The sequence below is a fragment of the Streptomyces sp. NPDC008137 genome, from assembly GCF_042957035.1.
GTDB lineage: Bacteria > Actinomycetota > Actinomycetes > Streptomycetales > Streptomycetaceae > Streptomyces.
The window spans coordinates 180,964-202,513 of record NZ_JBIBHN010000003.1 but is presented as its reverse complement, the minus strand read 5'-3'; the positions used below and the strand labels follow the sequence as shown (position 1 = coordinate 202,513).

The 21,550-nt window shown below is 71.9% G+C and carries 16 protein-coding genes and 5 pseudogenes; 9 read left to right on the top strand and 12 right to left on the bottom strand.

The genetic code is table 11. From position 1 onward, the window contains the following. Nucleotides 1-223 precede the first annotated feature (223 nt). From ACFZBT_RS06905 to ACFZBT_RS06890, 4 genes and pseudogenes are all read right to left on the bottom strand, one after another. Nucleotides 224-1,270, bottom strand: a pseudogene (locus ACFZBT_RS06905) (hypothetical protein); the annotation flags it as partial. 46 nt (nt 1,271-1,316) lie between these two features. Next, on the bottom strand, nt 1,317-2,255 hold the full coding sequence (locus ACFZBT_RS06900; RefSeq protein ID WP_189722860.1) for an N-acetylneuraminate synthase family protein: 939 nt from the start codon (nt 2,253-2,255) through the stop codon (nt 1,317-1,319). A 13-nt stretch (nt 2,256-2,268) separates the two neighbouring features. Then, nucleotides 2,269-3,534, bottom strand: coding sequence for a cytidylyltransferase domain-containing protein (locus ACFZBT_RS06895; RefSeq protein ID WP_391099294.1), 1,266 nt, complete (start codon nt 3,532-3,534; stop codon nt 2,269-2,271). A 35-nt stretch (nt 3,535-3,569) separates the two neighbouring features. Next, a complete protein-coding gene (locus ACFZBT_RS06890; RefSeq protein WP_391099291.1) occupies nt 3,570-4,916 on the bottom strand; it encodes a DUF6716 putative glycosyltransferase in 1,347 nt (448 codons plus the stop codon). A gap of 198 nt (nt 4,917-5,114) precedes the next feature. Between ACFZBT_RS06890 and ACFZBT_RS06885 the strand changes: the two genes are divergently transcribed. The 4 genes from ACFZBT_RS06885 (at nt 5,115) to ACFZBT_RS06870 (ending at nt 9,816) form a co-directional block, all read left to right on the top strand. After that, nucleotides 5,115-6,101 carry a glycosyltransferase gene (locus ACFZBT_RS06885; RefSeq protein ID WP_391099289.1) on the top strand — a complete coding sequence of 329 codons (987 nt, stop codon included), beginning with the start codon at nt 5,115-5,117 and terminating at the stop codon, nt 6,099-6,101. After that, complete coding sequence (locus tag ACFZBT_RS06880) at nt 6,101-7,432, top strand: polysialyltransferase family glycosyltransferase (protein WP_391099287.1); 1,332 nt, start codon at nt 6,101-6,103, stop codon at nt 7,430-7,432. Before ACFZBT_RS06885 ends, ACFZBT_RS06880 begins: the two co-directional genes overlap by 1 nt. A gap of 230 nt (nt 7,433-7,662) precedes the next feature. Then, the gene (locus ACFZBT_RS06875) at nt 7,663-8,817 is read left to right on the top strand and encodes an acyltransferase family protein (protein WP_391099285.1); all 1,155 of its coding nucleotides are present in this window, start codon (nt 7,663-7,665) and stop codon (nt 8,815-8,817) included. Nucleotides 8,818-8,880: 63 nt separating this feature from the next. Beyond that, the gene (locus tag ACFZBT_RS06870; RefSeq protein ID WP_391099283.1) at nt 8,881-9,816 is read left to right on the top strand and encodes a class I SAM-dependent methyltransferase; all 936 of its coding nucleotides are present in this window, start codon (nt 8,881-8,883) and stop codon (nt 9,814-9,816) included. Between the two features lie 9 nt (nt 9,817-9,825). Here the strand turns inward: ACFZBT_RS06870 and ACFZBT_RS06865 are convergent. Then, nucleotides 9,826-10,134, bottom strand: a pseudogene (locus tag ACFZBT_RS06865) (TetR/AcrR family transcriptional regulator C-terminal domain-containing protein); the annotation flags it as partial. Between the two features lie 5 nt (nt 10,135-10,139). Between ACFZBT_RS06865 and ACFZBT_RS06860 the strand changes: the two are divergent. After that, nucleotides 10,140-10,433, top strand: a pseudogene (locus tag ACFZBT_RS06860) (pentachlorophenol monooxygenase); the annotation flags it as partial. A gap of 55 nt (nt 10,434-10,488) precedes the next feature. Here ACFZBT_RS06860 and ACFZBT_RS06855 read toward each other — a convergent pair. Further along, nucleotides 10,489-10,605, bottom strand: a pseudogene (locus ACFZBT_RS06855) (leucine efflux protein LeuE); the annotation flags it as partial. 57 nt (nt 10,606-10,662) lie between these two features. Next, a complete protein-coding gene (locus ACFZBT_RS06850; RefSeq protein WP_391099281.1) occupies nt 10,663-12,243 on the bottom strand; it encodes a methylmalonyl-CoA mutase family protein in 1,581 nt (526 codons plus the stop codon). Nucleotides 12,244-12,391: 148 nt separating this feature from the next. Between ACFZBT_RS06850 and ACFZBT_RS06845 the strand changes: the two genes are divergently transcribed. Next, nucleotides 12,392-13,261 carry a L,D-transpeptidase family protein gene (locus ACFZBT_RS06845; RefSeq protein WP_391099278.1) on the top strand — a complete coding sequence of 290 codons (870 nt, stop codon included), beginning with the start codon at nt 12,392-12,394 and terminating at the stop codon, nt 13,259-13,261. Between the two features lie 166 nt (nt 13,262-13,427). Here the strand turns inward: ACFZBT_RS06845 and ACFZBT_RS06840 are convergent, their stop codons facing one another. From ACFZBT_RS06840 to ACFZBT_RS06825, 4 genes and pseudogenes are all read right to left on the bottom strand, one after another. Beyond that, nucleotides 13,428-14,522, bottom strand: a complete 1,095-nt coding sequence (locus ACFZBT_RS06840; protein WP_391099276.1) for a hypothetical protein — start codon at nt 14,520-14,522, stop codon at nt 13,428-13,430. Further along, entirely contained in the window at nt 14,522-15,196 is a 675-nt protein-coding gene (locus ACFZBT_RS06835; protein ID WP_391099871.1) for a sigma-70 family RNA polymerase sigma factor, read from the bottom strand. The genes ACFZBT_RS06840 and ACFZBT_RS06835 overlap by 1 nt, the downstream gene beginning before the upstream one ends. Nucleotides 15,197-15,534: 338 nt before the next feature. Continuing rightward, entirely contained in the window at nt 15,535-16,299 is a 765-nt protein-coding gene (locus ACFZBT_RS06830; protein ID WP_391099274.1) for a cyclase family protein, read from the bottom strand. A 391-nt stretch (nt 16,300-16,690) separates the two neighbouring features. Further along, a pseudogene (locus ACFZBT_RS06825) lies at nt 16,691-17,597 on the bottom strand (DMT family transporter); the annotation flags it as partial. Nucleotides 17,598-17,698: 101 nt separating this feature from the next. On the opposite strand from ACFZBT_RS06825, the gene ACFZBT_RS06820 reads away from it, so the two are divergent. Beyond that, the gene (locus ACFZBT_RS06820) at nt 17,699-18,619 is read left to right on the top strand and encodes a LysR substrate-binding domain-containing protein (RefSeq protein WP_391099272.1); all 921 of its coding nucleotides are present in this window, start codon (nt 17,699-17,701) and stop codon (nt 18,617-18,619) included. Nucleotides 18,620-18,668: 49 nt separating this feature from the next. On the opposite strand, the gene ACFZBT_RS06815 is transcribed toward ACFZBT_RS06820, so the two are convergent. Further along, the gene (locus tag ACFZBT_RS06815; protein ID WP_391099269.1) at nt 18,669-19,610 is read right to left on the bottom strand and encodes a ScbA/BarX family gamma-butyrolactone biosynthesis protein; all 942 of its coding nucleotides are present in this window, start codon (nt 19,608-19,610) and stop codon (nt 18,669-18,671) included. A 140-nt stretch (nt 19,611-19,750) separates the two neighbouring features. Between ACFZBT_RS06815 and ACFZBT_RS06810 the strand changes: the two genes are divergently transcribed. Further along, the gene (locus ACFZBT_RS06810; RefSeq protein WP_391099266.1) at nt 19,751-20,416 is read left to right on the top strand and encodes a ScbR family autoregulator-binding transcription factor; all 666 of its coding nucleotides are present in this window, start codon (nt 19,751-19,753) and stop codon (nt 20,414-20,416) included. Further along, nucleotides 20,413-21,381, top strand: a complete 969-nt coding sequence (locus ACFZBT_RS06805; protein WP_391099264.1) for an NAD-dependent epimerase/dehydratase family protein — start codon at nt 20,413-20,415, stop codon at nt 21,379-21,381. Before ACFZBT_RS06810 ends, ACFZBT_RS06805 begins: the two co-directional genes overlap by 4 nt. Nucleotides 21,382-21,550 lie beyond the last annotated feature (169 nt).

Sequence of the window (21,550 nt, the reverse complement as noted above, 5' to 3'; positions counted from 1 at the left end):
CCGAGCCGGTCGTGTTTGCCGAACCCGTCGGGCCCGTGGCACTCCCCCGCCCGACCGAACCCGTCGTGCTCGCCGAACCCGGGACACCCCCCGGGCCGGCCGGGCCGGTCATGGTCGACGAACCCGTCGGATCCGTGGCACTCGCAGGGCCGGTCATGGTCATCGGGTCCGGAATGCTTCCAGGGTCGGTCGGTCCTCCGGCGGCGTCGGGCGTACCCCCCGTGGACAGTCGGTGGACGTCCCGGGCCGTGCCCGTGACGCCCGAGAGGAAGCCCTGGGCTCGGGGGGACGCGTTCTCGGTCAGCCAGGCGGGGTCGATGTCGCAGACCGCTACGCGGACCTCGGTGCCGGAGAGGGCCAGGGGGAGGGTGTGGACGACCGTGGAGGGGAAACTGAGGATCGTGCGGCCGATGGGGCCTCGGCGTGCGATCAGTTCCAGGGGGAGTTCGGGGCGGACGATCTCCAGGCCCGTCTCGACCGCGAGGCGGCGGAGTTTCGTCGGGCTCTCGCGGCGGTGGGCGAAGTAGCGGGTGGCGCCGTGGGCGGCGGCCAGGGCGCGGACGGCCTCCAGGTAGCGGTCGTCGTCGACGACCCCCGTCTCCACCAGGGACGTGCCCACCATGTCGGCGCCCTTGGTGATGCGCGGCGGGCCGAAGCGGGCCCGGGTCCAGGCGAAGTCGTTGGCGCTGATCGTGACGCCCTCGGGGGTCTCCTCCATCGGCATGGAGGAGAAGATCTCGACTCGGCGGCTGCCGCCGGGGGTCAGGCGGCGGCGGGCCGAGGAGGACACCGGCGCGAAGACGAGGTCGCGGGGGCCGGGGCGGCCGCCCTTGCGGTGCCAGCGCACCAGCCGCTCGCCCCGGGCCAGCTGCCCGACGAACTCCATCGTCGCCGTGCCGTCGTCGACGACGACCAGGTCACGGGCGCGGGTGATGGTCAACAGGAGCTGAACGTAGCGGGAGAAAGGGTCACCCAGGACGATGCGGCGGGCCCTGCGGAGTACGCCCGTCAGGCCGCCGATGGTCTGGAAGGGCGCCAGGGGCCCGCCCCGCGCTTCCTCCCAGCGGACCTCGTGCCCCTCGTCACGGGCCAGGTCGGACATCCGCCGCAGCTGGCCGCGTGTCATCGGGTCGACGGGCGACAGCACCACGAGGGTGAGCCCCACGCCGGGCGCATGCGCGTGCGCCCACTCCAGCACGTTCAGCAGCTGTACCGGACTCTCGACGAAGGCGAGAGTGTGGGGGCCGGCGTTCCCGGCGCGGGGGCTCATCGACGTACGACCGTCCCGTCGTAAGGGGGGTTGTGGGGGTGTGGGATCAGACGCCGACCGGCTCGCCCGCCGCGTCGGCGATCTCCGCCTCGGCGACCACACCGCTGACGCGGCGCAGCTTCTTCATCGGGCCGAGCTCGGACTCGTAGACCTTCTTGACGCCGTCACCGAGGGAGGCCTCGATGGTGCGGATGTCGCGGACGAGGCGCGTCAGGCCCTGCGGCTCCACGGAGGCGGCCTGGTCCGAGCCCCACATGGCGCGGTCGAGGGTGATGTGGCGCTCGACGAACGTGGCGCCCAGGGCGACCGCGGCGAGGGTGGTCTGCAGGCCGGTCTCGTGGCCGGAGTAGCCGATCGGGACGTTCGGGTACTCGCCCTGCAGGGTGTTGATGACGCGGAGGTTGAGCTCCTCGGCCTTCGCCGGGTAGGTCGAGGTGGCGTGGCACAGGAGGATGTTCTCGCTGCCCAGGACCTCGACCGCGTGGCGGATCTGCTTCGGGGTGGACATGCCCGTGGAGAGGATGACCGTACGGCCGGTGGCGCGCAGGGCGCGCAGCAGCTCGTCGTCGGTGAGGGAGGCCGAGGCGACCTTGTGGGCGGGGACGTCGAACTTCTCCAGGAAGGCGACGGCCTCGGTGTCCCACGGGGAGGCGAACCAGTCGATGCCACGCTTCTTGCAGTAGGCGTCGATCTGGCCGTACTCGTCCTCGCCGAACTCGACGCGGTGGCGGTAGTCGATGTAGGTCATCCGGCCCCAGGGGGTGTCGCGCTCGATGTCCCACTGGTCGCGCGGGGTGCAGATCTCCGGCGTGCGCTTCTGGAACTTGACCGCGTCGCAGCCGGCCTCGGCGGCGGCGTCGATCAGCTTGAACGCGTTCTCGATGTCGCCGTTGTGGTTGATGCCGATCTCGCCGGTGACGTAGACGGGGCGGCCGGGGCCGGCCTCGCGGGTACCGAACTTGCGGATGCGGGAGTTGTTGCTCATGGCGCAGATGTCCTTACTTGGTGAGGGAATCGAGAGAGGGGCCGAGGATCCAGCTGGCGATCTCTCGGATCGCGCCGTCGCCACCGGGGACGGTGGTGACCGCGCGTGCGGCGCCGCGCACGACGTCGTGGGCGCTCGCGACCGCCACGGGCCAGCCCGCGAGGGCGAAGCACGGGAGGTCATTGACGTCGTTGCCGACGTAGAGCACGCGCTCCGGCGCGATGCCCTGCTCCTCGCACCACTGCTTCAGCGCGAGGTCCTTGCGGTCGATGCCGTGCAGCACCGGGAGCTTGAGCTTCCGGGCCCGGGCGGCGACCACAGGGTTCTGTTCCGTGGACAGGATCAGCATCTTCAGGCCGCTGTTGCGCAGGGCCGCGATGCCGAGTCCGTCCCCGCGGTGCACGGAGACGAACTCCCGTCCGTCGGAGTCGACGAGCACCCGGTCGTCGGTCTGGGTGCCGTCGAAGTCGAGGACGACCGCGTCGATGTCGTCGGCGGTCGGGAGCGCGCCGGGCCGGTCCGCGTCGAAGAGCGGGGCCAGGGCCCGGGCGCGGGCGAGGTCGTGCGGGTCGTCGATCTCCAGCACGCGCGCGGGGTCGGTGCGCACCAGTTCGGTGCGGCCGAAGAAGCGGTGCTGGTGCTTGCGGAAACCGACGGCTTCCATGCCGTAGGCGGCGCCGGTCTCCAGGAGGTCCTGGGGGCGGTCCTGGCGGCGGGGGCGGAAGGACTTGTCGTGGTTGACGCCGTAGCCGCCGCCGGCGGCCGCGTCGGCCTCGGAGACGCTGCCGGCGGCCACGGCGTCCTCGGCGTCCCGCCAGATGAACCCGTGGAAGGGCGCCACGGTCACCGCGGTGTCGGCGCCGTTCTCGACGATCGCGCCCGCGACCCCGTCGATGTCCTCGCGGGTGATGAACGGGCTGGTGCACTGCACCAGCAGCACCACGTCCACGACCGCGCCGTGCAGGGCCTCGTGGGCGTCCACGGCGTGCAGGACGGCGGCCTCGGAGGTGGCGGTGTCGCCGGCGATGGCGGCGGGCCGCAGCACGACCTCGGCGCCCGCCTCGCGGGCGGCGGCGGCGATGGCCTGGTCGTCGGTGGAGACCACGACGTCCGTCACGAGCCGGGCGGCGCGGCACTCGCGCACCGCACGGGCCACCAGCGGGACGCCGCCGACGGGGAGGAGGTTCTTCGCGGGCACGCCCTTGGAGCCGCCGCGCGCGGGGATCACCGCGAGCACGCGGCGCACCGAGGCGCCTTGGCCCGCTTCCGGTTGTGTCATGGGGACTACTCCTTGGGCAGGGGATTCGGGGCGGCTCACAGCTCGCCCATCCGCCGGATGACGGGCGCCACGCGCTGGACGCCGTGCCGGTAGGCGCCGCGCGCCGCCCGGCGCACGATCTGCCGGACCGGTCCGGGGTCCTTGTCGGCGGCGGGCGCGCCGGGCAGCGGGGAGCCGTCCGGGCCGAGGTGGTGGCGGGCGAGGATCCCGGGCAGGTAGCCGGGCGCGGTGACGGGGGTGTAGTACGGGGCCAGCGGGGGCAGGCCGCCGGGCCGGCCGAGCAGCTTGGCGATGCGTTCGCGGGCCGCGTCGAAGGCGGAGTCGTAGGAGCCGTCCGCGGCGACGCCCTGCCGGGCGACCCACTCCTCGTCGGGCGTGGGCCGGTGCCCGGCGTCGAGCTGGTCCCAGGAGGCGAGGCAGCCGGAGCCGACGAAGTGGTGGTTGCCGAGCGACTCGCGGATGCCGAGGTCGGTCAGGACGACGGTCGGGACCCGGCGGTGCAGCGACTCGAGCGCGGCCGTGGAGCTGATGGTCACCAGCAGGTCGGTGCGGTCGAGAACCTCGCCCATGTTCCCGTAGACCAGGCGGAAGTTGTCCGGCGGGTCGAGGCGCTGCACCAGCTTCTGGTACGGCAGTTCCTCGATGTGGGTGGTGTGCTCGCCCGGCTTGGAGCGCAGCTTCAGCAGCACCTCGCGCTCGGGGTGCCTGCGGGCGTGCTGGACCAGCCGGTTCAGCAGGTACGTACGGTCCCCCCGGCTGTCCGGGACGGAGGGCTGGGCGGCGAAGACGACCGTGTAGGGATCGTGCTCGCCCTCGTACGGCGCACCGCCGAGGAACGGCAGGGCCACCTCGGTGACCGACGAGGCGTCGGCGCCCACTCCGTCGTAGACGGCGCGGAAGCGGTCCGCGTCCTGGCGGGAGTTGGCGAGGACGAGGTCCGCGCCGTGCCGCAGCAACAGGCCGTCGGCGAGCTTCTCGTAGACGACACCGACGTAGCCGGTGACGACGACGGGCCGCTCGGCGCGGTCCTGCCAGACGCGCGCCAGGCCGTGCAGCATCGCCTGCACACCACCGCCGACGAGGGCGAGGACGAGGAGGTCGTACGGCTCCTCCTCCATGGCGCGCAGGAACTCGACGGCGGTGACCTCCCGCAGCGAGTCGGCGCGCACGCCCACTTCCTCCAGCTGGCGCGGAGTGGGCGTCGCCCGGCCGCGCAGCAGGTAGCCGTCGAGGACCGGGCGGACTTGCGCGCCCTCGCGCGGTCCGGCTTCCATGGACGGGCCCGGGGCGATGCGGTCCGCGGTCAGCGCACCCCATTTCCATCGGGTGTCTGAGTCCGCGAGGACGGCGATTCGCGGGCGCTTCGGTGTACTTGCTGGCACGTCGATGACGCTAGGAAGCGAATCCGAGGTATGGCGGAACCGCGACTCAACGAAAAGTTAACAACACCCCACCGAGAGCCGAACTGGCCCGCTGGAAGGCCGGAAGTACACGCGGTGCACCGTTCTGACACATTGAGTTCACCCGGTGTACGTTCATCGGAAAGTTGCGCTGCCGGGCGGGCTCCTAACGTTTTGCGGGTGCCTAAGCTTTCCGTGATCGTGCCGTTCTACAACGTGCAGCAATATGCCCCGGACACCCTCAGAAGCCTTCGGCTGAACGCCGACCGTGATTTCGAGTTCATCCTGGTCGACGACCATTCGAAGGATGAAACCCCGGCCATTCTCGAACGAGCGGCCGAGGAACTTTCGGACGTCGCCCAGGTGCGTTACATCCGCCATGAGGAGAACGGCGGGCTCGCCACCGCCCGGAACACCGGCCTGGACGCGGCCCAGGGCGAGTACCTGACGTTCCTGGACGGCGACGACTGGCTGGCCCCCGGCTACTTCACCGAACTGGTGTCCGCCATGGACGAGTTGGGATGCGACTTCGTGCGCACCGACCATGTGCAGGCCACCGCGCGCGCCCGTTCCGTGAGCCGGGTGCCGGTGGGCCGCCGCTGGGAGGCGTTCAGCCCGCGGGACGCCATCCTCCCCGCCCATCGCTCGACGTCGGTGGACTACGCCTACGCCTGGGCCGGCGCCTATCACCGCCGCCTCCTGGACAAGGGCGTGCTCCACTTCACCCACGGGCTGCGCACGGCCGAGGACCGGCCGTGGATCTGGAAGCTGCACCGGGAGGCGGAGTCGTTCGCCGTGGTGAGCCTGCTGGGCGTGTTCTACCGCCGCGGGGTGGCCTCGTCGCTGACCCAGATCGGCGATGTCCGCCAGCTCGACTTCATCCGGGCCTTCGACCAGGTGATCGAGGAGACCGCGTCGGACCGGGAGGCCGACCGGCTGCTCCCCAAGGCGGTGCGGACCTACTGCGCGATCATCGCCCACCACCTCTCCAACGAAGACAGGTTCGAACCGGCCGTGGCCAGACAGCTGCGGTCGATGAGCGCGGCGGCCATCAAGCGCATGCCGCAGGACGCGCTCGGTGACGCACTGGAGGCGATGGACATGGACCGCTCGTCCAGGCTGCGGCGGCTGCGGCGCAGGGCCACCACCACGGAGGCGGCCGCCTGATGCCCGGGACCACTCAGATCTTCTGCGCCTCGACGCTGTACGGCGTCGCCACCCTGGCCGCCGCCATCGACTCGGACCTCTTCGAAGAGCCGGACCGCCGGGTGCTGCTGGTGTTCAACAACTCCGCGACCCCGGAGACCACCCCGGCGCTCGACGAGATGCCGGGCTTCGCGCCGCTGCGCGAGCACTTCGACGAGGTGCTGTCCTGGAACGAGGCCATCCGGCCCTTCCACCCCGGGGCCTGGGCGCCGCGCTCCGACGACATCCCGCTGTTCGAGCGCTATCTGCGGATGCTGTGGGGCCTCGGCGACGACCGCGTGAGCCTGGTCCTGGAGTCCATCCAGGTCGCGCCCGCCCTCACGGTGGCCCAGCTGTTCACCGACGCCCCCATCGACGTCTACGCCGACGGGCTGATGAGCTACGGGCCCACGCGCAACAAGCTCGACCCGCTGGTCGGCACGCGCGTGCGGCGGCTGCTGCACCTCGACCTGGTGCCGGGGCTCACGCCCATGCTGCTGACCGAGTTCGAGGTGCCGGCGCACCTGGTGCCGTCGCCCGCGTTCCTGAAGGTGCTGGGCGAGGTCACCGAGACCGTCCCCGAGCTGCCCGCCGTGCCCGGTGACGCGGCGCTGCTGCTCGGCCAGTACCTGTCGGCGCTGAACATCCTCTCTCCCGAGGAGGAAGAGGACCTGCACGTGCGGATGATGCGGGGCGCGGTCGCCCAGGGACACCGCACGGTCGTCTTCAAGCCGCACCCGACCGCACCGGCCCGTTACAGCCGCGCCCTGGAGAACGAGGCCGAGAAGCTCGGCGTGGACCTCACCGTGCTGGACACGCCCGTCCTCGCCGAGGTCCTCTTCGACCGGGCCCGGCCCGCGCTGGTCGTCGGCTGCTTCTCGACCGCGCTGTTCACCGCCAAGGAGCTCTACGACCTGCCGGTCGCCCGCATCGGCACCGAACTGCTGCTGGAGCGGCTGACGCCGTACCAGAACAGCAACCGGATCCCCACCACCCTGGCGGACGCGCTGCTGCCCGACCTGGACGGCGGGACGGACGGCGACGTGCTGCCGGCCGAGCGGCTGTCCGGTCTGGTCACCGCCGTCGGGTTCACCATGCAGCCGCAGATCTATCCCGATCTGCGCCCGCAGGCGGAGGGGTTCCTCTCCCGGTATCTCGGTCCGCGCACCCGGCGCTACTTCAAGAAGCGCCGCCTCACCTCGCTCGGCCTGCCCGGCGGTATTCCGCAGCGGCTGGCCTTCCTGCCGCGCAATTCCACGGCACGCCGGGTGGTCCGGCGGGCCAGGGCGCTGCGCAAGGCGGTACGCCGCTGAAGACGTATGCCGAGCACCGCAAAGGCGTCGGTCCGCCACGGAGGCGGGCCGGCGCCTCCGCGTTTTCGCCACTGGTTACCGACATCCAGATGAATCCCTGGAAACAGGAAGGCGAAGCCTGTTTCCGTCGAACGTTTAAGCGTCAATTCCCGCCCTAGGGTGACAGGCGGCGCCCTGCCCGCCCACAGGCGGCTCAGGTGAAGGACACACGAGCTACAGAGGTTTCCAGCGTGACCGAGACGGTCGTCAGCACCCGCAAGCCCCAGTCCGACGTCACCGTGCTGGTCGAACCACCGGTAGCCACGACCGCCCCGCGGCGCAGGAAGGGCTCCGGCGGCCGGCTGCGTGCCCTGGACGGCCTCAGGCTGGTGGCCGCGCTGATGGTGGCGGCCTACCACTACGGCGGCCGTGACGGTGAGGTCTCCGAGGCCTGGGGCAGCTCGCCCAAGGTCCAGTTCCCCACGCTGCACGAGTTCTTCGCCTACGGCTGCCTCGGCGTCCAGGTCTTCTTCGTCATCAGCGGCTTCGTGATCTGCATGAGCGGCTGGGGACGTCCCCTGAAGTCGTTCTTCGCCTCCCGCGCCTCCCGGCTGCTGCCCGCCTACTGGGTGGCGGTCGCGATAGTGACGGTGGTGTTCGCCCTGCCGGTGGTGGCCTACAAGGCGGTGTCACCGAGCGACGCCCTGGTCAATCTGACCATGTTGCAGATGCCGCTCGGCGTGGACCGGGTGCTCGGGGTGTGCTGGACGCTGTGGGCGGAGGTCCGCTTCTACGCCCTGTTCGCGCTGTGCGTGGTGTTGCCGGGGGCGAGCCGCCGCCGGGTCATCATGTTCTGCGCGGGCTGGATGCTGGCGGCGGTGATCGCGGACAACGCCAACATGCCGCTGCTCGACATCGTCCTGATGCCCGAGTACGCCCCGTACTTCATCGGCGGTGTCGGCCTCTACCTCGTCCACCTCGACCGGCGGGACGCCTACGCGTGGGGCATCGTCGCCGTCAGCTGGCTGATCGGGCAGCACTACGCGGTGCAGAGCCTGTGGCACGCGGCCGGCGAGGACGGCTTCTCCTACCGCTCCTCGACCGGCATCGTCCTCGTCGCGAGCTTCGGCTTCCTGGCGGTCGCGGCGATCGCGCTGGGCTGGCTGCGCTGGGCCGACTGGGGCTGGCTGACCGTGGCGGGGGCGCTGACCTATCCGTTCTATCTCGTCCACGAACACCTCGGCTGGGTGGTGATCCACGCGCTGCACCGCGGCCTGGGCCTGCCATCCGGGGCGACATTCGCCCTCACCGCCGCCTCAATGCTGCTGCTGGCGTGGTTGCTGAACCAGTATGTGGAGAAGCCCCTGACGCCACGGTTGCGGGCAGTACTGGCGAAGGATCGCTGAGCTGTTCACGGGACGTTCAACCGTCCGTCGGTTCGGGCAACGCTCAGAGAGAAGGCTCGTCTCATGACCAACGCACAAGCGACCGACAAGCAAACCGACAAGCACCCCGGCGAACTCACGGACGTCCCGGGCTGGTTCCCGCCGCTGGACCAGATGCTGTTCACCTGGTTCCTGGAGCGGCAGCGGAAGCAGGGGATGAAGGGCGACCTGCTGGAACTCGGCGTCTACATGGGCAAGAGCGCGATCCTGCTCGGCCATCACCTCCAGGACGGCGAGAAGTTCACGGTCTGCGACCTGTTCGAGGGCGACGCCCCGGACGGGGCCAACCAGGCGGAGTCGGCGAAGTCGTACGCCTCGCTGACCCAGCAGATCTTCGAGCGGAACTACCTCTCCTTCCACGACGACCTGCCCACGGTGATCGCGGCCCCCAGCTCCGTGGTGCCGGAGAAGGTGGCCCCGGCCTCCTGCCGATTCATCCACGTCGACGCCTCGCACCTGTACGAGCACGTGCACGGCGACATCGGCGCGGCCCACGACATCCTGGTGCCCGACGGCGTCGTCGTCCTCGACGACTTCCGCTCCGAGCACACTCCCGGTGTCTCGGTCGCCGCCTGGGAGGCCGTCCTCAACCGCGGTCTGCGCCCGATCTGCCTCAGCACGCAGAAGCTGTACGGCACCTGGGGCGATCCCGAGCCGCTCCAGGAGGAACTGCTCGAGATGCTGCGGCAGCGCTCCGACGTCGGGCTGAGCGTGCAGTCGGCGGCCGGGCACCGGCTGGTCCGCGCCCGCTCCCGGGGCATGAAGCCACCGGCGTTCCCGACCTCCCGGCACTACGTGGCCCCGTCGGCGGCACCGAAGGCCCCCGCCGCCGAGGTGACCGAGTCCCGTGCGGCGCGACCGGCCAGGCCCGCCCCGTCCCGGGCCCGCCGGCTCGCCAAGGACCTGCTGCCGCCCCTGGTCACCCGGGCCGTACGGCGGGCACGCGCGAAGCGTTCCTGACACGGGGCCTCATGAGACCCCGTAGCGCGCCCCGATCCCGTCGATCACGAGGGCGAGTCCCTCCTCGAAGTGCCGCTCGTAGTCCTCGAAGATCTCCGCGCCCGCCTGGGCCGACAAGGGAAAGTCGGCCATCAGGCGGGCGCGTTCGTGTACGTCGTGCCCCTCGCGACGCTCGTCCGGCAGCGGCCGCACGCCCTGCTCCTCGGTGACGAAGCCGAGCGTGTACATGTACGCGGTGGTGAGCGCGCGGACCGCCTGGGCGAGGGTGAGACCGGCAGCCGTGAACAGGCGCAGGTTCTCCTCCATCTGCCCGGCGTGCCCGGGAGACCCGCACCGGCCCCGGACCAGTCCGGGCCGGGGACCGCGCACCCGACGGGACGGTGGACGGGACGCGCCTCTTCGACGCCTTCCGCGGACCGCACTGGACGGTGCCGGCACTGGGCGGGGCGGCGTGGCTTCCCGCCCTCGGCGAGCGAGTGCGGACCGTCCACGGCCCGGCGCACGGGGCCTACGGGGCCGGGCTGTTCCTCGTACGGCCCGACGGCTACGTCGGCTGGGCCGGGGACTCGGCGACCGGGCTGGCGGAGTACTTCGCGCGGTTCGGCCGGAGCCGGTGAGGTGCTACGCGCCGCTCGCCAGGGACAGCTTCACCGCGAAGCCCAGGAACAACGCGGTGCGCATACCGCGTCGCGCGGCGACGGAGATCACGTACAGCGAGTTGGGACCGGGCAGCAGGACGATCAGGACGAGGCCCACGAGGTAGGTGGGCAGATCGATGACACCGAACATGCGAAGGAGTGTCGCACGCGGGTCTGACACTCTCCCTCCCCCGGTCATCGGCCCCGTTCAGAAGACGTCCGAGGGGACATACGCCCCCCACACCTCCCGCAGCGCGTCGCACACCTCGCCCACGGTCGCCCGTGCCCGCAGGGCCTCCCGCATCGGGTACAGGACGTTGTCCGAACCCTCCGCGGCCTTCCTCAGAGCCGTCAGTGCGGTGTCCACGGCCCGCTGGTCGCGCTCCGCCCGCAGCCTGGCGAGGCGTTCGGCCTGCCGGGACTCGATGGCCGGGTCCACGCGCAGTGGCTCGTACGGTTCTTCCTCGTCGGACCGGAAGCGGTTGACGCCGACCACCACCCGCTGGCCGGAGTCGGTCTCCTGCGCGATGCGGTAGGCGTTGCGCTCGATCTCGCCCTTCTGGAAGCCGTGTTCGATGGCGGCCACGGCACCGCCCAGCTCCTCGACCCTGGCCATGAGCTCCACGGCCGCGGCCTCGACGTCGTCGGTCATCCTCTCGATGGCGTAGGACCCCGCGAAGGGGTCGACGGTCGCCGTCACGTCCGTTTCGTAAGCGAGGACCTGCTGGGTGCGCAGGGCCAGACGCGCGCTCCTGTCGGTCGGGAGGGCGATCGCCTCGTCGAAGGAGTTGGTGTGGAGGGACTGGGTGCCGCCGAGGACCGCTCCCAGGCCCTGCACGGCGACCCGGACCAGGTTCACCTCGGGCTGCTGGGCCGTCAGCTGCACCCCTGCCGTCTGCGTGTGGAAGCGCAGCATCAGCGACTTGGGGTTCCTCGCGCCGAACTCCTCCCTCATCACCCGCGCCCAGATCCGCCGCGCGGCACGGAACTTGGCGACCTCCTCCAGGAACGTCGTACGGGCGACGAAGAAGAACGACAGGCGCGGTGCGAAGTCGTCGACGTCCATGCCGGACGCGACCGCCGTACGGACGTACTCGACACCGTCGGCCAGGGTGAAGGCGATCTCCTGCGCGGGCGAGGCGCCCGCCTCCGCCATGTGGTAGCCGGAGATGGAGATCGTGTTCCACCTCGGGATCTCGGCCCCGCAGTATTTGAAGATGTCGGCGGTCAGGCGCAGCGACGGCTTCGGCGGGAAGATGTACGTGCCCCGGGCGATGTACTCCTTCAGTACATCGTTCTGGATCGTGCCGGTCAGCCGGTCCGCGCTGACACCCTGTTCCTCGGCGACCAGCTGGTAGAGCAGGAGCAGCAGGGCCGCCGGGGCGTTGATCGTCATCGACGTCGAGACCTGGTCCAGCGGGATGCCGCCGAACAGCACCCGCATGTCGTCGAGGGAGTCGACGGCCACGCCGACCTTGCCGACCTCGCCGTGCGCGATCGGGGCGTCGGAGTCGTGGCCCATCTGGGTGGGCAGGTCGAACGCGACGGACAGACCGGTGGTGCCGTGGGCGATCAGCTGCCGGTAGCGGGCGTTGGACTCCGTCGCCGTGCCGAAGCCCGCGTACTGGCGCATCGTCCAGGGGCGGCCGGTGTACATCGACGGGTACACGCCCCGCGTGAAGGGGTACGTCCCCGGCTCCCCCAGCTTCTCCGCGGGATCCCAGCCCTCGAGAGCCTCCGGCCCGTAGACCGGCTCGATGGGCAGCCCGGACTCCGACTCACGCGCCATGGTGTGTGCCTCCCGCCGAGCAGTGGATGGTCAGGACCTCGCTCACCACCATGCCCCTTGGTTCACGACGGGTCACGCCGGGGGAACATCTCGGGTGGCATCCGGGCACACCGGTGAGACGACAGGGGGCCGCGTGCGTACTACGGGCATGGGGAGAGCGATCACAGCGGCACTCGCCGCGCTGGCCGCACTGGCCGCGCTGCCCGGTTGCACGGTGCAGCCGCCCGACGGCGACGGAAAGCGCCGCTCGCCGGTGCACATCGAGTTACCGAGTGGCATCCCGTCCCCGGCGCGCACCCCGCCCGGCGGCGGCAGCCGGAGCACCGCGCCCTCCGCGCCCGCCCCGCCCGACGACGACAAGCCCAGCGCGGCACCGCCCGCCCCGGCCCGTGTGCTGTGGTCCCGCGGTGCCACCGGCCGGGACGTCCGCGAGCTCCAGGCCCGGCTGCGGCAGGTCGCCTGGCTCTTCGAGGGACCGACCGGGACGTACGGCGAACAGACGGAGCGGGCGGTCAGCGGCTTCCAGGGCAAGCGGGGGCTGCCGCGCACCGGGCGGATGGACACCGTCACCTGGCAGCGGCTGCTGCGGATGACCCGCGAGCCAGGCAGATGGGACCTGTACCTGATGGGCGGCCAGCCGGCCGACCCGCCGGACCCGCGCTGCACGAGGGGCCGGGTGCTGTGCATCGACAAGACCAGCAGGACGCTGCGCTGGATGATCGACGGGCGGACCGTGTCGACGGTGGCCGTCCGCTTCGGCTCCAGCGGCACGCCGACCCGGGAGGGTGTCTTCTCGGTCTACTGGAAGTCCCGCGACCATGTGTCGACGCTCTACGACTCACCCATGCCCTACGCGATGTTCTTCAGCGGCGGCCAGGCCGTGCACTACTCGGCGGACTTCGCCGCCCGGGGCTACGCGGGGGCCTCGCACGGCTGCGTCAACGTACGGGACGAGGCGGCGATCGCGGAGCTGTACGCGCGGGTCCGCGACGGCGACAAGGTCGTCGTGTCCTGGTGAGGACTCGGGAGGGAGAGGCGGGAAGTTGGGGCGCGGGCGGGACCGGGGGAACGTGTCCCGCCCGCGCTCAGGTGCACGAGCCGTAGGTACGGGGGGAACCCCGGCTCTGTGCGACGGCCGATGACCAGTCGGCTCACTCATTACTGCGCCGGGGCGGCCGAAAACGTCACACCGCCGGCCGGGAGATTTTCACGGAGTACGAAACCGCAGGTCGGAGGGGTGCGAGGGACTGCCGGGAATGGCTGCGGTCCGCGTGGTCGTCGCCGTCGTTCCGGTGGTGCCGGTCGCGGTCCTGCTCGCGGTCCCCGTTCCGGTCCCGGTCCCTGGCCTTCCTCTTGTCCCTGTCGCCGTCCTTGTTCTCGTCTGTGTTCCCGTCCTTGTTCTGGCGCCTGCCCTGGTCGCCGCCCTCGTCGTCGCCGTCCGTGGAGCGGGTACCTGTCGTGGACAGGACGCCCTTGCAGTACTTCCACACCCGGGTGCCGCCCGCCGCATCCCGCAGGGCGCGCCTGCGGTCGGCGTTCAGCCGCTTGCCGTCGCGGAGGTCGCGGCAGGCCAAGGCGAGCTTTCCGCGGCTCTCGCCGGGGCGGTCTCCCCGCTCGCCTTGGCCGGGCTTCGGGGCGGCTTCGTCGCGTGTGTCGTCCCCTCCGGAGGCACCGGCGCCGCCCGCCGCGGGGCCGCTCGGGGCGTCACCAGGGCCGTCGTCCGGAGTGGATCCGCCCTGCACGGCGTCGCTCGGCGAAGGCGAGGTCGGCGACCGCCCGGGGGGCGAGACGGCGGCGGAGACCGACGCGCCGGGGTCGGGCTCGTCGCCGCCGAACGGTGTGAGGACTCCGGTTCCGGCCGCGACCGCGATCCCGCCGACCATTCCGACAGCCAGCACGGCGGCCAGGGCGAGGCGTGCGGGGCGGGCCGTGCGAGGCCGCCGGACAGCGCCGGAGCCACCGCCGCGAGAGGTACCGATCCGGACGAGTCCGGCGTCGACCACGTCGTCGGCGGCCTGTCCGCCCGTGCCCTCCGAGGCCGCGAGGGCCGCCGCGGCGTCGGCACGCTCCGCGCGCACCTTGCGGAAAGCGGCCATCGCCGCGGCCTCACCGGGGAGTTCCTCGCTGGTCAGCGGGGGTGACGCGGACAGCGCCCCGAGGGACTTGGCAAGTCGTTCGGCCTGGGCCCGGTCGGCGCCGTCGACAGCTTCGAGGGGCTCTCCGCTCAGCAAACGCTCCGCCGTTTCGCGGTCCAGCCACCTGTACTGCTCGTCGGCCATCACACATCCTTCTGCGTCCGCGGGACGCTTTGCGTCACACCTGCGGACGTCACCGCACCTCCGCGCGGTTCTCGCGGAGGCGGCAGGGCGTCGAGCACCCCGGCCGATTCCGGATCAGCCTGCGGGGCGTCACCCAGCAGTTCGGCGAGCCGCTTCAGACCCCGGTGCGCCGCCGTGCGGACCGCGCCCGGGCGCTTGCCGAGCGTCTCGGCGGCGGTCTTCGCGTCCAGCCCCACGACCACCCGCAGCACGACCGCCTCGGCCTGGTCCTGCGGCAGCCGGGCGATCAGGGAGAACGTGCCGTCCGTGGCGAGCGCTTCCATGGCCTCGCCCGCGGTGTCGGACTCCGCGGCCCGGCCGGTCAGTTCGGTCTCGTCCCCGCCGATCGCGGGCCGGCGCCCGCGCATACGTATATGGTCCAGCGCACGATTTCGGGCGATACGGGCGGCCCAGCCGCGGAACCGGTCCGCGTCGCCGGTGAACCGCTCCAGGTCACGGGCTATCTGCAGCCACGCCTCGGACGTGACGTCCTCGGCGTCGGGGTCGCCGACCAGCGTCCGTACATATCCGAGCAGCCGCGGGTGCACGGCTCGGTACACAGTCCGGAACGCGGTCTCATCTCCGTCCTGTGCCGCACGCACCGCGGCGGTCAGCTCCGCGTCGTCCCCCAGCACCGCGCGCCCTTCTGCGCCTGAGCCGGCGCCGCTCTCGCGGACCGGGTTCTCGCCGTCGTGGTTCCTCAAGTGATGGTTGCGGTATTAACTCCGCAGGTGGTTGCGGTGGTCTTGCCGCCTTCGCGTTGGCGCGAAAGGCACGTTACGTCCTGAAACCATTCCCCGTCCATGCCCGTCCGCGATGCAACTAAGCCGTGACACGGCAGGTGTGACAGAAAACGCAGACATGGCGCTGTAGGGAGTACGGGCCGCCGCGCGGCCCGTGCCGCGCGACGGCCGGGGCCTCTCCTGTGGGGGGTGGCGGCCCTGGCCGTTGCCATGGCACCCCCGGGACTCGCTTACTGCGCCGGATGTACGGCGAACACTCGCGCCGGGAACCCTGAACCGCCCTGTGGCTTGGGCCACGTCGCGATGATCAGAGCCCCCGCCTCGGGGAGCCGGTCGAGGTTGGTCAGCAGTTCGATCTGCCAGCGGTCGCGTCCCAGGACGTATGTCTCCAGGCTGTAGTCACCCGCGGAGGCGGCGAGGCCCGGGTCGGTGTCGGCCTGTTCGTGGCCGATGGCCGTGACGCCCGCGTCCTCGAACAGATACCGCAGCACCTCGGCCGACCAGCCCGGCGTATGACTGACGCCCGCTTCGTCCCGGTTGGCCATCGCCACCTGGTCCGGCCAGCGCCGGCTCCACCCGGTGCGCAGGGCGACGAACGAGCCGGACGGGACACGGACGTTGCGCTCCTCCCATGACCTCACGTCGTCCAGGGTGGGCGTGGCGTCGGGGTCGGTCTCCACCCGGGCTGTGATGTCGAGCACGACCAGCGGCAGGATCATCTCCTCGACCGGGATGCGGTCCAGCGGACGTGCCCCGGCCACGAAGTGCGAGGGCGGGTCGACGTGCGTGCCCCACTGGCCGACGAGGGTGTGGCGGTGGACGGTGAAACCGTCGCCGCGCTCCAGGTCGAAGAGCGTCTCGCGCCGCTCGTCCCCGAAGCCCGGGAAATGCGGCTGCCCGGGCCCGAAGGCGTGGGTGAGGTCCGTGAAGACCGCCTTCTCGGTCAGCGCGCGATAGGCCGACCAGAGCCGGGGCTCGGATCCGCCGAGGGTCACCGGGCGTTCTCCAGCAGCGTGCGCCCGGGGGTACGCCGGGGAGTGTCACCGCGGCTCGGCTCCGCGGAGTCCGGCTTCGCGGCAGCGGGCGCAGCGGAGGCCGGCTGTTCGGTGCCGGCCGCTTCGAAGCCCGGCTGTACGGTGCCGGCCGCTTCGAAGCCCGGCTGTACGGTGCCGGGCTCCTCGGAGGCCGACTGCCCGGAGGCCGGCTGTACGGTGCCGGCCGCTTCGAAGCCCGGCTGTACGGTGCCGGGCTCCTCGGAGGCCGACTGCCCGGAGGCCGGCTTCTCCGTCGCGAGCCCCCTGGCGCCCCGCTCCCCCGAGTCCCCCGCCTCGTCGATCTGCGGCTCGGAGCCCACGCTCCCGCCCCCCGGAGCCGAACCCGACGCCACCGCCACCGCCACCTTCCGCCGTGTCAGCCCGACGCCCACCAGCACCACGACCATGCCCAGCACCACCCGCGCGCTGAGGCTCTCGCCCAGGACCACCGCGCCCAGCAGGACCGAGACGACCGGCAGCAGATAGCCCACCACGGCCGCGTTGGTGGCGCCCTCGTCGTTGATGATGCGGTAGGTGAGGTGGAAGGTGATCGCCGTGCAGAAGACGCTCAGGACGACGGCCGCGGTCACGACGGCCGGGCCGACGTCGACCGACTCCAGGCCCCCCACCGGCATCGCGAGCGCGGTCAGCCCGCTCGCCGCCACCAGCTGGGCGGCGGACAGCGAGATGGTGGGAGTGCCCTTGCGGACCAGCGTGCGGCCCATGTAGGTGAACGCGACGGCGTAACTGGCGGCCGCGCCGAGGATCGCGAGGGCGCCCCAGCCGGTCGCGCCGGTCGTCTGCCAGGGGGCGAAGATCACGATGGTCCCGGTGAAGCCCAGCAGCAGCCCCGCCAGCCGTACGGGGCGGAGTCCGCGCTCCGAGCCGAGGGCCAGGCCGAGGGCGATCGACCAGAGCGGGGTCGTGGCGTTCAGGACACCGGCGAGACCCGAGTCGACCGTCTGCTGGCCCAGGCTGAACAGCGCGAACGGCAGCGCGTTGCAGAAGAAGGCCGCGACGGCGATGTGCCGCCAGACGGTCACGCCCCGGGGCATCCGATGACCCGTCGCGTAACAGGCGACGACGAGGACCAGCGCGCCGAGGGCGCAGCGGACGAACGTGACCTGGAGCGGGGAGAGCCCCCGCAGCGCCAGCTCGATCCAGAGGAAGGTCGATCCCCACAGCAGGGCGAGCACCGCCACCCGCAATCCGCCCCACAGACTCCGCGTACCGCTGTTCACGATGTTCCTCCGTCCCATGAAGCCCGCCCGGTGCGTTCTCGTCCCGGTCCTACGAAGGTGCCTGAGTCAAGCTTTGAGGACAAGCAAATGATTCTACCTATTCTGTTAAGCTCAGCTACATGCTTGATGTGAGGCGGCTCCAGGTCCTGCGCGCGGTGGTCACCAGCGGCACGGTCACCGCCGCCGCGTCCCACCTCGGCTACACACCGTCCGCCGTGAGCCAGCAGGTGGCGGCACTGGAGAAGCAGGCCGGTACGGCGCTGCTGGAGCGGGTCGGCCGAGGGGTGCGCCCCACCGCCGCGGGCCTGCTGCTCACCGAGCACGCGGCCCTGATCAGCTCGGCGGTCGCGCAGGCGGAGTCCGCCCTCGCGGACCTCCGCGCCGGGCGCACCGGCCTGCTGTCGGTCCGTTACTTCGCCACGGCCGGTTCCACCCTGGTGGCGCCCGCCCTGGCCCGGCTGCGCACCGAGCACCCCGGCGTGCGCGTCGACCTCGAACTCACCGACCCCGAGGACCCGTTCCAGGAGGTGGTACGGGGCCGGGCCGACCTGGCCGTGGTCGTCCAGGACCGTGACCGCGCGGGCGACGGCTTCCGGATCGTCCACCTCCTCGACGACCCGTACGCCGCCGTGCTGCCCCTCGGCCATCCGCTCGCCGACAGGGAAGTCGTCGACCTCCATGAGCTGTCCGGTGAGCAGTGGGTGGGCAGCGAGCCCCCCGGGCCCTGCCTCGAACCCGTCATCGACTCCTGTGCGGCGGCCGGCTTCAGCCCCGACTTCGTCATCCAGAGCGAGGACTACGCCACCGCGCAGGGCTTCGTCGCGGCCGGTCTCGGCGTGGGTCTGATGCCGGGTCTCGGACTGCGCAACCGGCACCCCGGCGTCGTCGTACGCCCGGTCCGCAACCCCGAACCGGTCCGGGTGATCTCGGCCGCCGTACGGGAGACCGCCCTCGAACAGCCCGCCCTGCGCGGCCTGCTGGACGCCCTGCGGGACGCGGCCGCCACCGCCGACCCGCCCGGCGGACCCGGGGCGGACTGACCGCCGCCCTGGGGGCGCGGGTCGGCGGAGAGAGCGGAAGAGGCACATGTCAGACGCGGTGGTCGGTGGAATCGGCGGGCGCGGCGGCCAGGGTCACCACGCTGGCGAAGATCTCCTTGCCGTGCTGCCGGGCGCTGATCCTGACCTGGTCCGGGTCCGCCAGCTGCTCCGCCTCCAGCCAGCAGGGGACGTCCATCTCGGCGTAGCGCACGAAGTCGTTGTCCATGCCGGTGACCGTCACGGTGCCGGGGTGGGCCGTGGCCAGTGCCGCCTGGCGGGCGGCCTCCAGCAGCAGCATGCCCGGGGCGTGGTCCACGAGGTGGTCGAAGAGGATGGGGTGGGTCGTGTCCACCCGCAGCTGCCAGCGGTCGGGCCGGTCGGTCGCGGCGAGCACCACGTCCTCGAAGCGGTCGCGGCCGAACGGGGTGAGACCCGCGGGAGGCGGCAGCGGCACGGCGCGCGCGGTGGCCGCGGCCGCGTCGGCGTACGGGCCGCGCAGCCGGTTGTAGACGGTGCGGTCCTGGATGGTGAAGCGCGAGCGCACCGAGGCCAGCGGGCGGCCGGCGCGCTCGACGTCGACTCTCAGGGATATCGCGGACGCCCGCTCACGACGGTAGGTCACCTCGTCGCAGGTGATGTGCAGTTCCAGCTCGGCCGGCCCCCCGTCGGCGCGAGCGGCGGCCGGGTCGAGCGTCCAGCTGAAGTCCTTCCACAGCAGCTGGTGGCCGAACGGCACGCCGTAGGCGCCGTGGGACAGCAGCGGCAGCGTCTGGCGTACGGTCTCGCTGAGCATCAGCGGGTCGTGCAGACCCAGCCGGTTGACGTAGAACGGGTGGGTGGCGGGCCAGGCGGCCGTGACCGTGAAAGCGTCGGGCGCGGTCCGCCGCCAGTTGCGCAGCAGCACTTCGTCCTGGTTCGTCTTGTGGGTGAGGACGGGCGAAACCGTCTCAAAACGGTTCTCGACGCTGTACTGGGCAAGGCTGATGGACATGGTGTTCCCCCCTGATGCGGTGACTCTCCAATGGGCACGCGCAAGTGAAGCGAAGGCGGCCGCAGTGACAGGGCGGCGCCGACGTGAATAAAATAGAGGTCGTTCTTTTTGTTTGTCTACGGGTGTGAGGGAGTCTGCCGATGGCACGACAACGGCAGGAACGCGCGGAACGGACTCGGGCCGCGCTCATCCACGCTGCTGCGGAGGTGTTCGACCAGGCCGGGTACCACGGCGCGGGTCTGAACGCGATCCTGCAGAGAGCCGGCATCACGACCGGAGCCATGTACTTCCACTTCAAGTCGAAGGAGGAACTGGCCCGCGCGGTCATCGTCGACCAGGCCGCCGAGCTGCAATGGCCCCAGGGCAAGAAGGGGTTGCAGCAGCTGATCGACGTGTGCCAGTACCTGGCCGTGGAGATGCGCTCCAACGTGCTGTTCCGGGCGGGCGTCCGGCTCGCCGTCGAGCAGAGCGAGGTGAACCTGCTCGACTACTCGATCTACGACTGGTGGTCCGAGCAGTTCCGCACCCATCTGACCGAGGCGCGTGAACTCGGCCAGCTCAACCCGGAGGTGGACGAGGCCGCGTTCGCCCAGGTGATCGTCGCCTCGTACACCGGTACGCAGATCATGTCCCGGCTCTCCACCAACCGGTCCGACCTGCCCGCGCGCATAGAGAACATGCTGCGATGTCTGTTGCCGGCCATCGCGCCGGCGGAGGTGGTCGCCTCGCTGGAGTTCCCGGGGAACGGGGAGACGGCGGGGGAACCGGCGGTGGCGCCCGAGCCCGAGGAGGGTGCGGCTTCATGACACCGGTCCGGGTGTTGCTGACCGGCTCGACCGGGTTCGTCGGGCGGGCGGTCCTGCGCCGGCTGCTGCGGGCACGCGGGGCCGACGGGCGTGGGGTCGAGGTGCGGGCCGTCGCCCGCGCGGTTCCCGCCGACGCGGGGGAACGGGCGGGCGTGGAGTGGGTGCGCGCGGACCTGTCGGACCCCGCGTCCCTCCATGGAGCGGCGAGCGGTACGGACGTCCTCGTCCACCTCGCCTGCCGGGTCTCCGGCGGGGCGGAGGAGTGCGAGCGGACGAACGTCGGCGGCACCCGGGCGATCGTCGACGAGGCGCGGCGTGCGGGGGTGGGGCGGGTCGTCCAGCTGTCCACGGCGGCGGTGTACGGGCCCGGTCCGCACCGGGGCATCCCCGTCGGCGGGGTCGTGCCCGCGCCGGTGTCGGCGGCCAGCCGTACGCGGCTGGCCGCCGAGCGGATCGCGCTCGACGCGGGAGCCGTCGTGCTGCGCCCCGGGCTGGTCCTCGGTCCCGGGGACCGCTGGGTCGTACCCGCGCTCGGCGAACTGCTCCGGCGGGTACCGGCCCGCTGGGACGGCGGACGCGGCCAGGTCTCCGCCGTCGACGTCGACGACCTGGCACGCCTCGTCACCGCCCTGGTCACTGCACCGGACAGTGACGCCGTGGCCGCCGGTGTCCACCACGCCAGCCATCCGGTGCCGGTGCGGGGCGGCGACCTCATGGCGAGACTCGCCGAGCTGGACGTGCTGCCGTCGGCCGGCGCCGACGACTGGGCCTGGGAGAAGTGCCTCGTGCGGCTGCGGGAGACGCCGGGGCGGATCAGCGAGCGGCAGTTCGCCCTGCTGGCGCGGGACCACTGGTACGAGAGCGAGGAGATCTGGCGGCTCACGGGCTGCGCCCCCGGGCCGGGACCGCTGGAGCGGCTGGCCGGGGCGGCGGCCTGGTACCGGGAGCAGCTGCGCGCCGGGTGACACCGCCTGGGCGCCGAGCCGGGCCGGCTGGAGCTGTGGTCCTCGGCTGAAGTCGAGGCGACCCCGCCCGACTTGGCCAAGTGGTTGCGGGGTTGGGCACGGAAGGCGTCCGCGAGGAAAAGCGGCGGTACGTTCACAGGACGGGGGGCGTGGCCCTCCGCCCTCCCCC

Excerpts from the sequence above, each read along its gene's own strand:
- ACFZBT_RS06900 (WP_189722860.1), bottom strand. The coding sequence starts at position 2,255 with ATGAGCAACAACTCCCGCATCCGCAAGTTCGGTACCCGCGAGGCCGGC.
- ACFZBT_RS06895 (WP_391099294.1), bottom strand. The coding sequence starts at position 3,534 with ATGACACAACCGGAAGCGGGCCAAGGCGCCTCGGTGCGCCGCGTGCTC.
- ACFZBT_RS06880 (WP_391099287.1), top strand. The coding sequence starts at position 6,101 with ATGCCCGGGACCACTCAGATCTTCTGCGCCTCGACGCTGTACGGCGTC.
- ACFZBT_RS06870 (WP_391099283.1), top strand. The coding sequence starts at position 8,881 with ATGACCAACGCACAAGCGACCGACAAGCAAACCGACAAGCACCCCGGC.
- ACFZBT_RS06850 (WP_391099281.1), bottom strand. The coding sequence starts at position 12,243 with ATGGCGCGTGAGTCGGAGTCCGGGCTGCCCATCGAGCCGGTCTACGGG.
- ACFZBT_RS06845 (WP_391099278.1), top strand. The coding sequence starts at position 12,392 with ATGGGGAGAGCGATCACAGCGGCACTCGCCGCGCTGGCCGCACTGGCC.
- ACFZBT_RS06840 (WP_391099276.1), bottom strand. The coding sequence starts at position 14,522 with ATGGCCGACGAGCAGTACAGGTGGCTGGACCGCGAAACGGCGGAGCGT.
- ACFZBT_RS06820 (WP_391099272.1), top strand. The coding sequence starts at position 17,699 with ATGCTTGATGTGAGGCGGCTCCAGGTCCTGCGCGCGGTGGTCACCAGC.
- ACFZBT_RS06815 (WP_391099269.1), bottom strand. The coding sequence starts at position 19,610 with ATGTCCATCAGCCTTGCCCAGTACAGCGTCGAGAACCGTTTTGAGACG.
- ACFZBT_RS06810 (WP_391099266.1), top strand. The coding sequence starts at position 19,751 with ATGGCACGACAACGGCAGGAACGCGCGGAACGGACTCGGGCCGCGCTC.
- ACFZBT_RS06805 (WP_391099264.1), top strand. The coding sequence starts at position 20,413 with ATGACACCGGTCCGGGTGTTGCTGACCGGCTCGACCGGGTTCGTCGGG.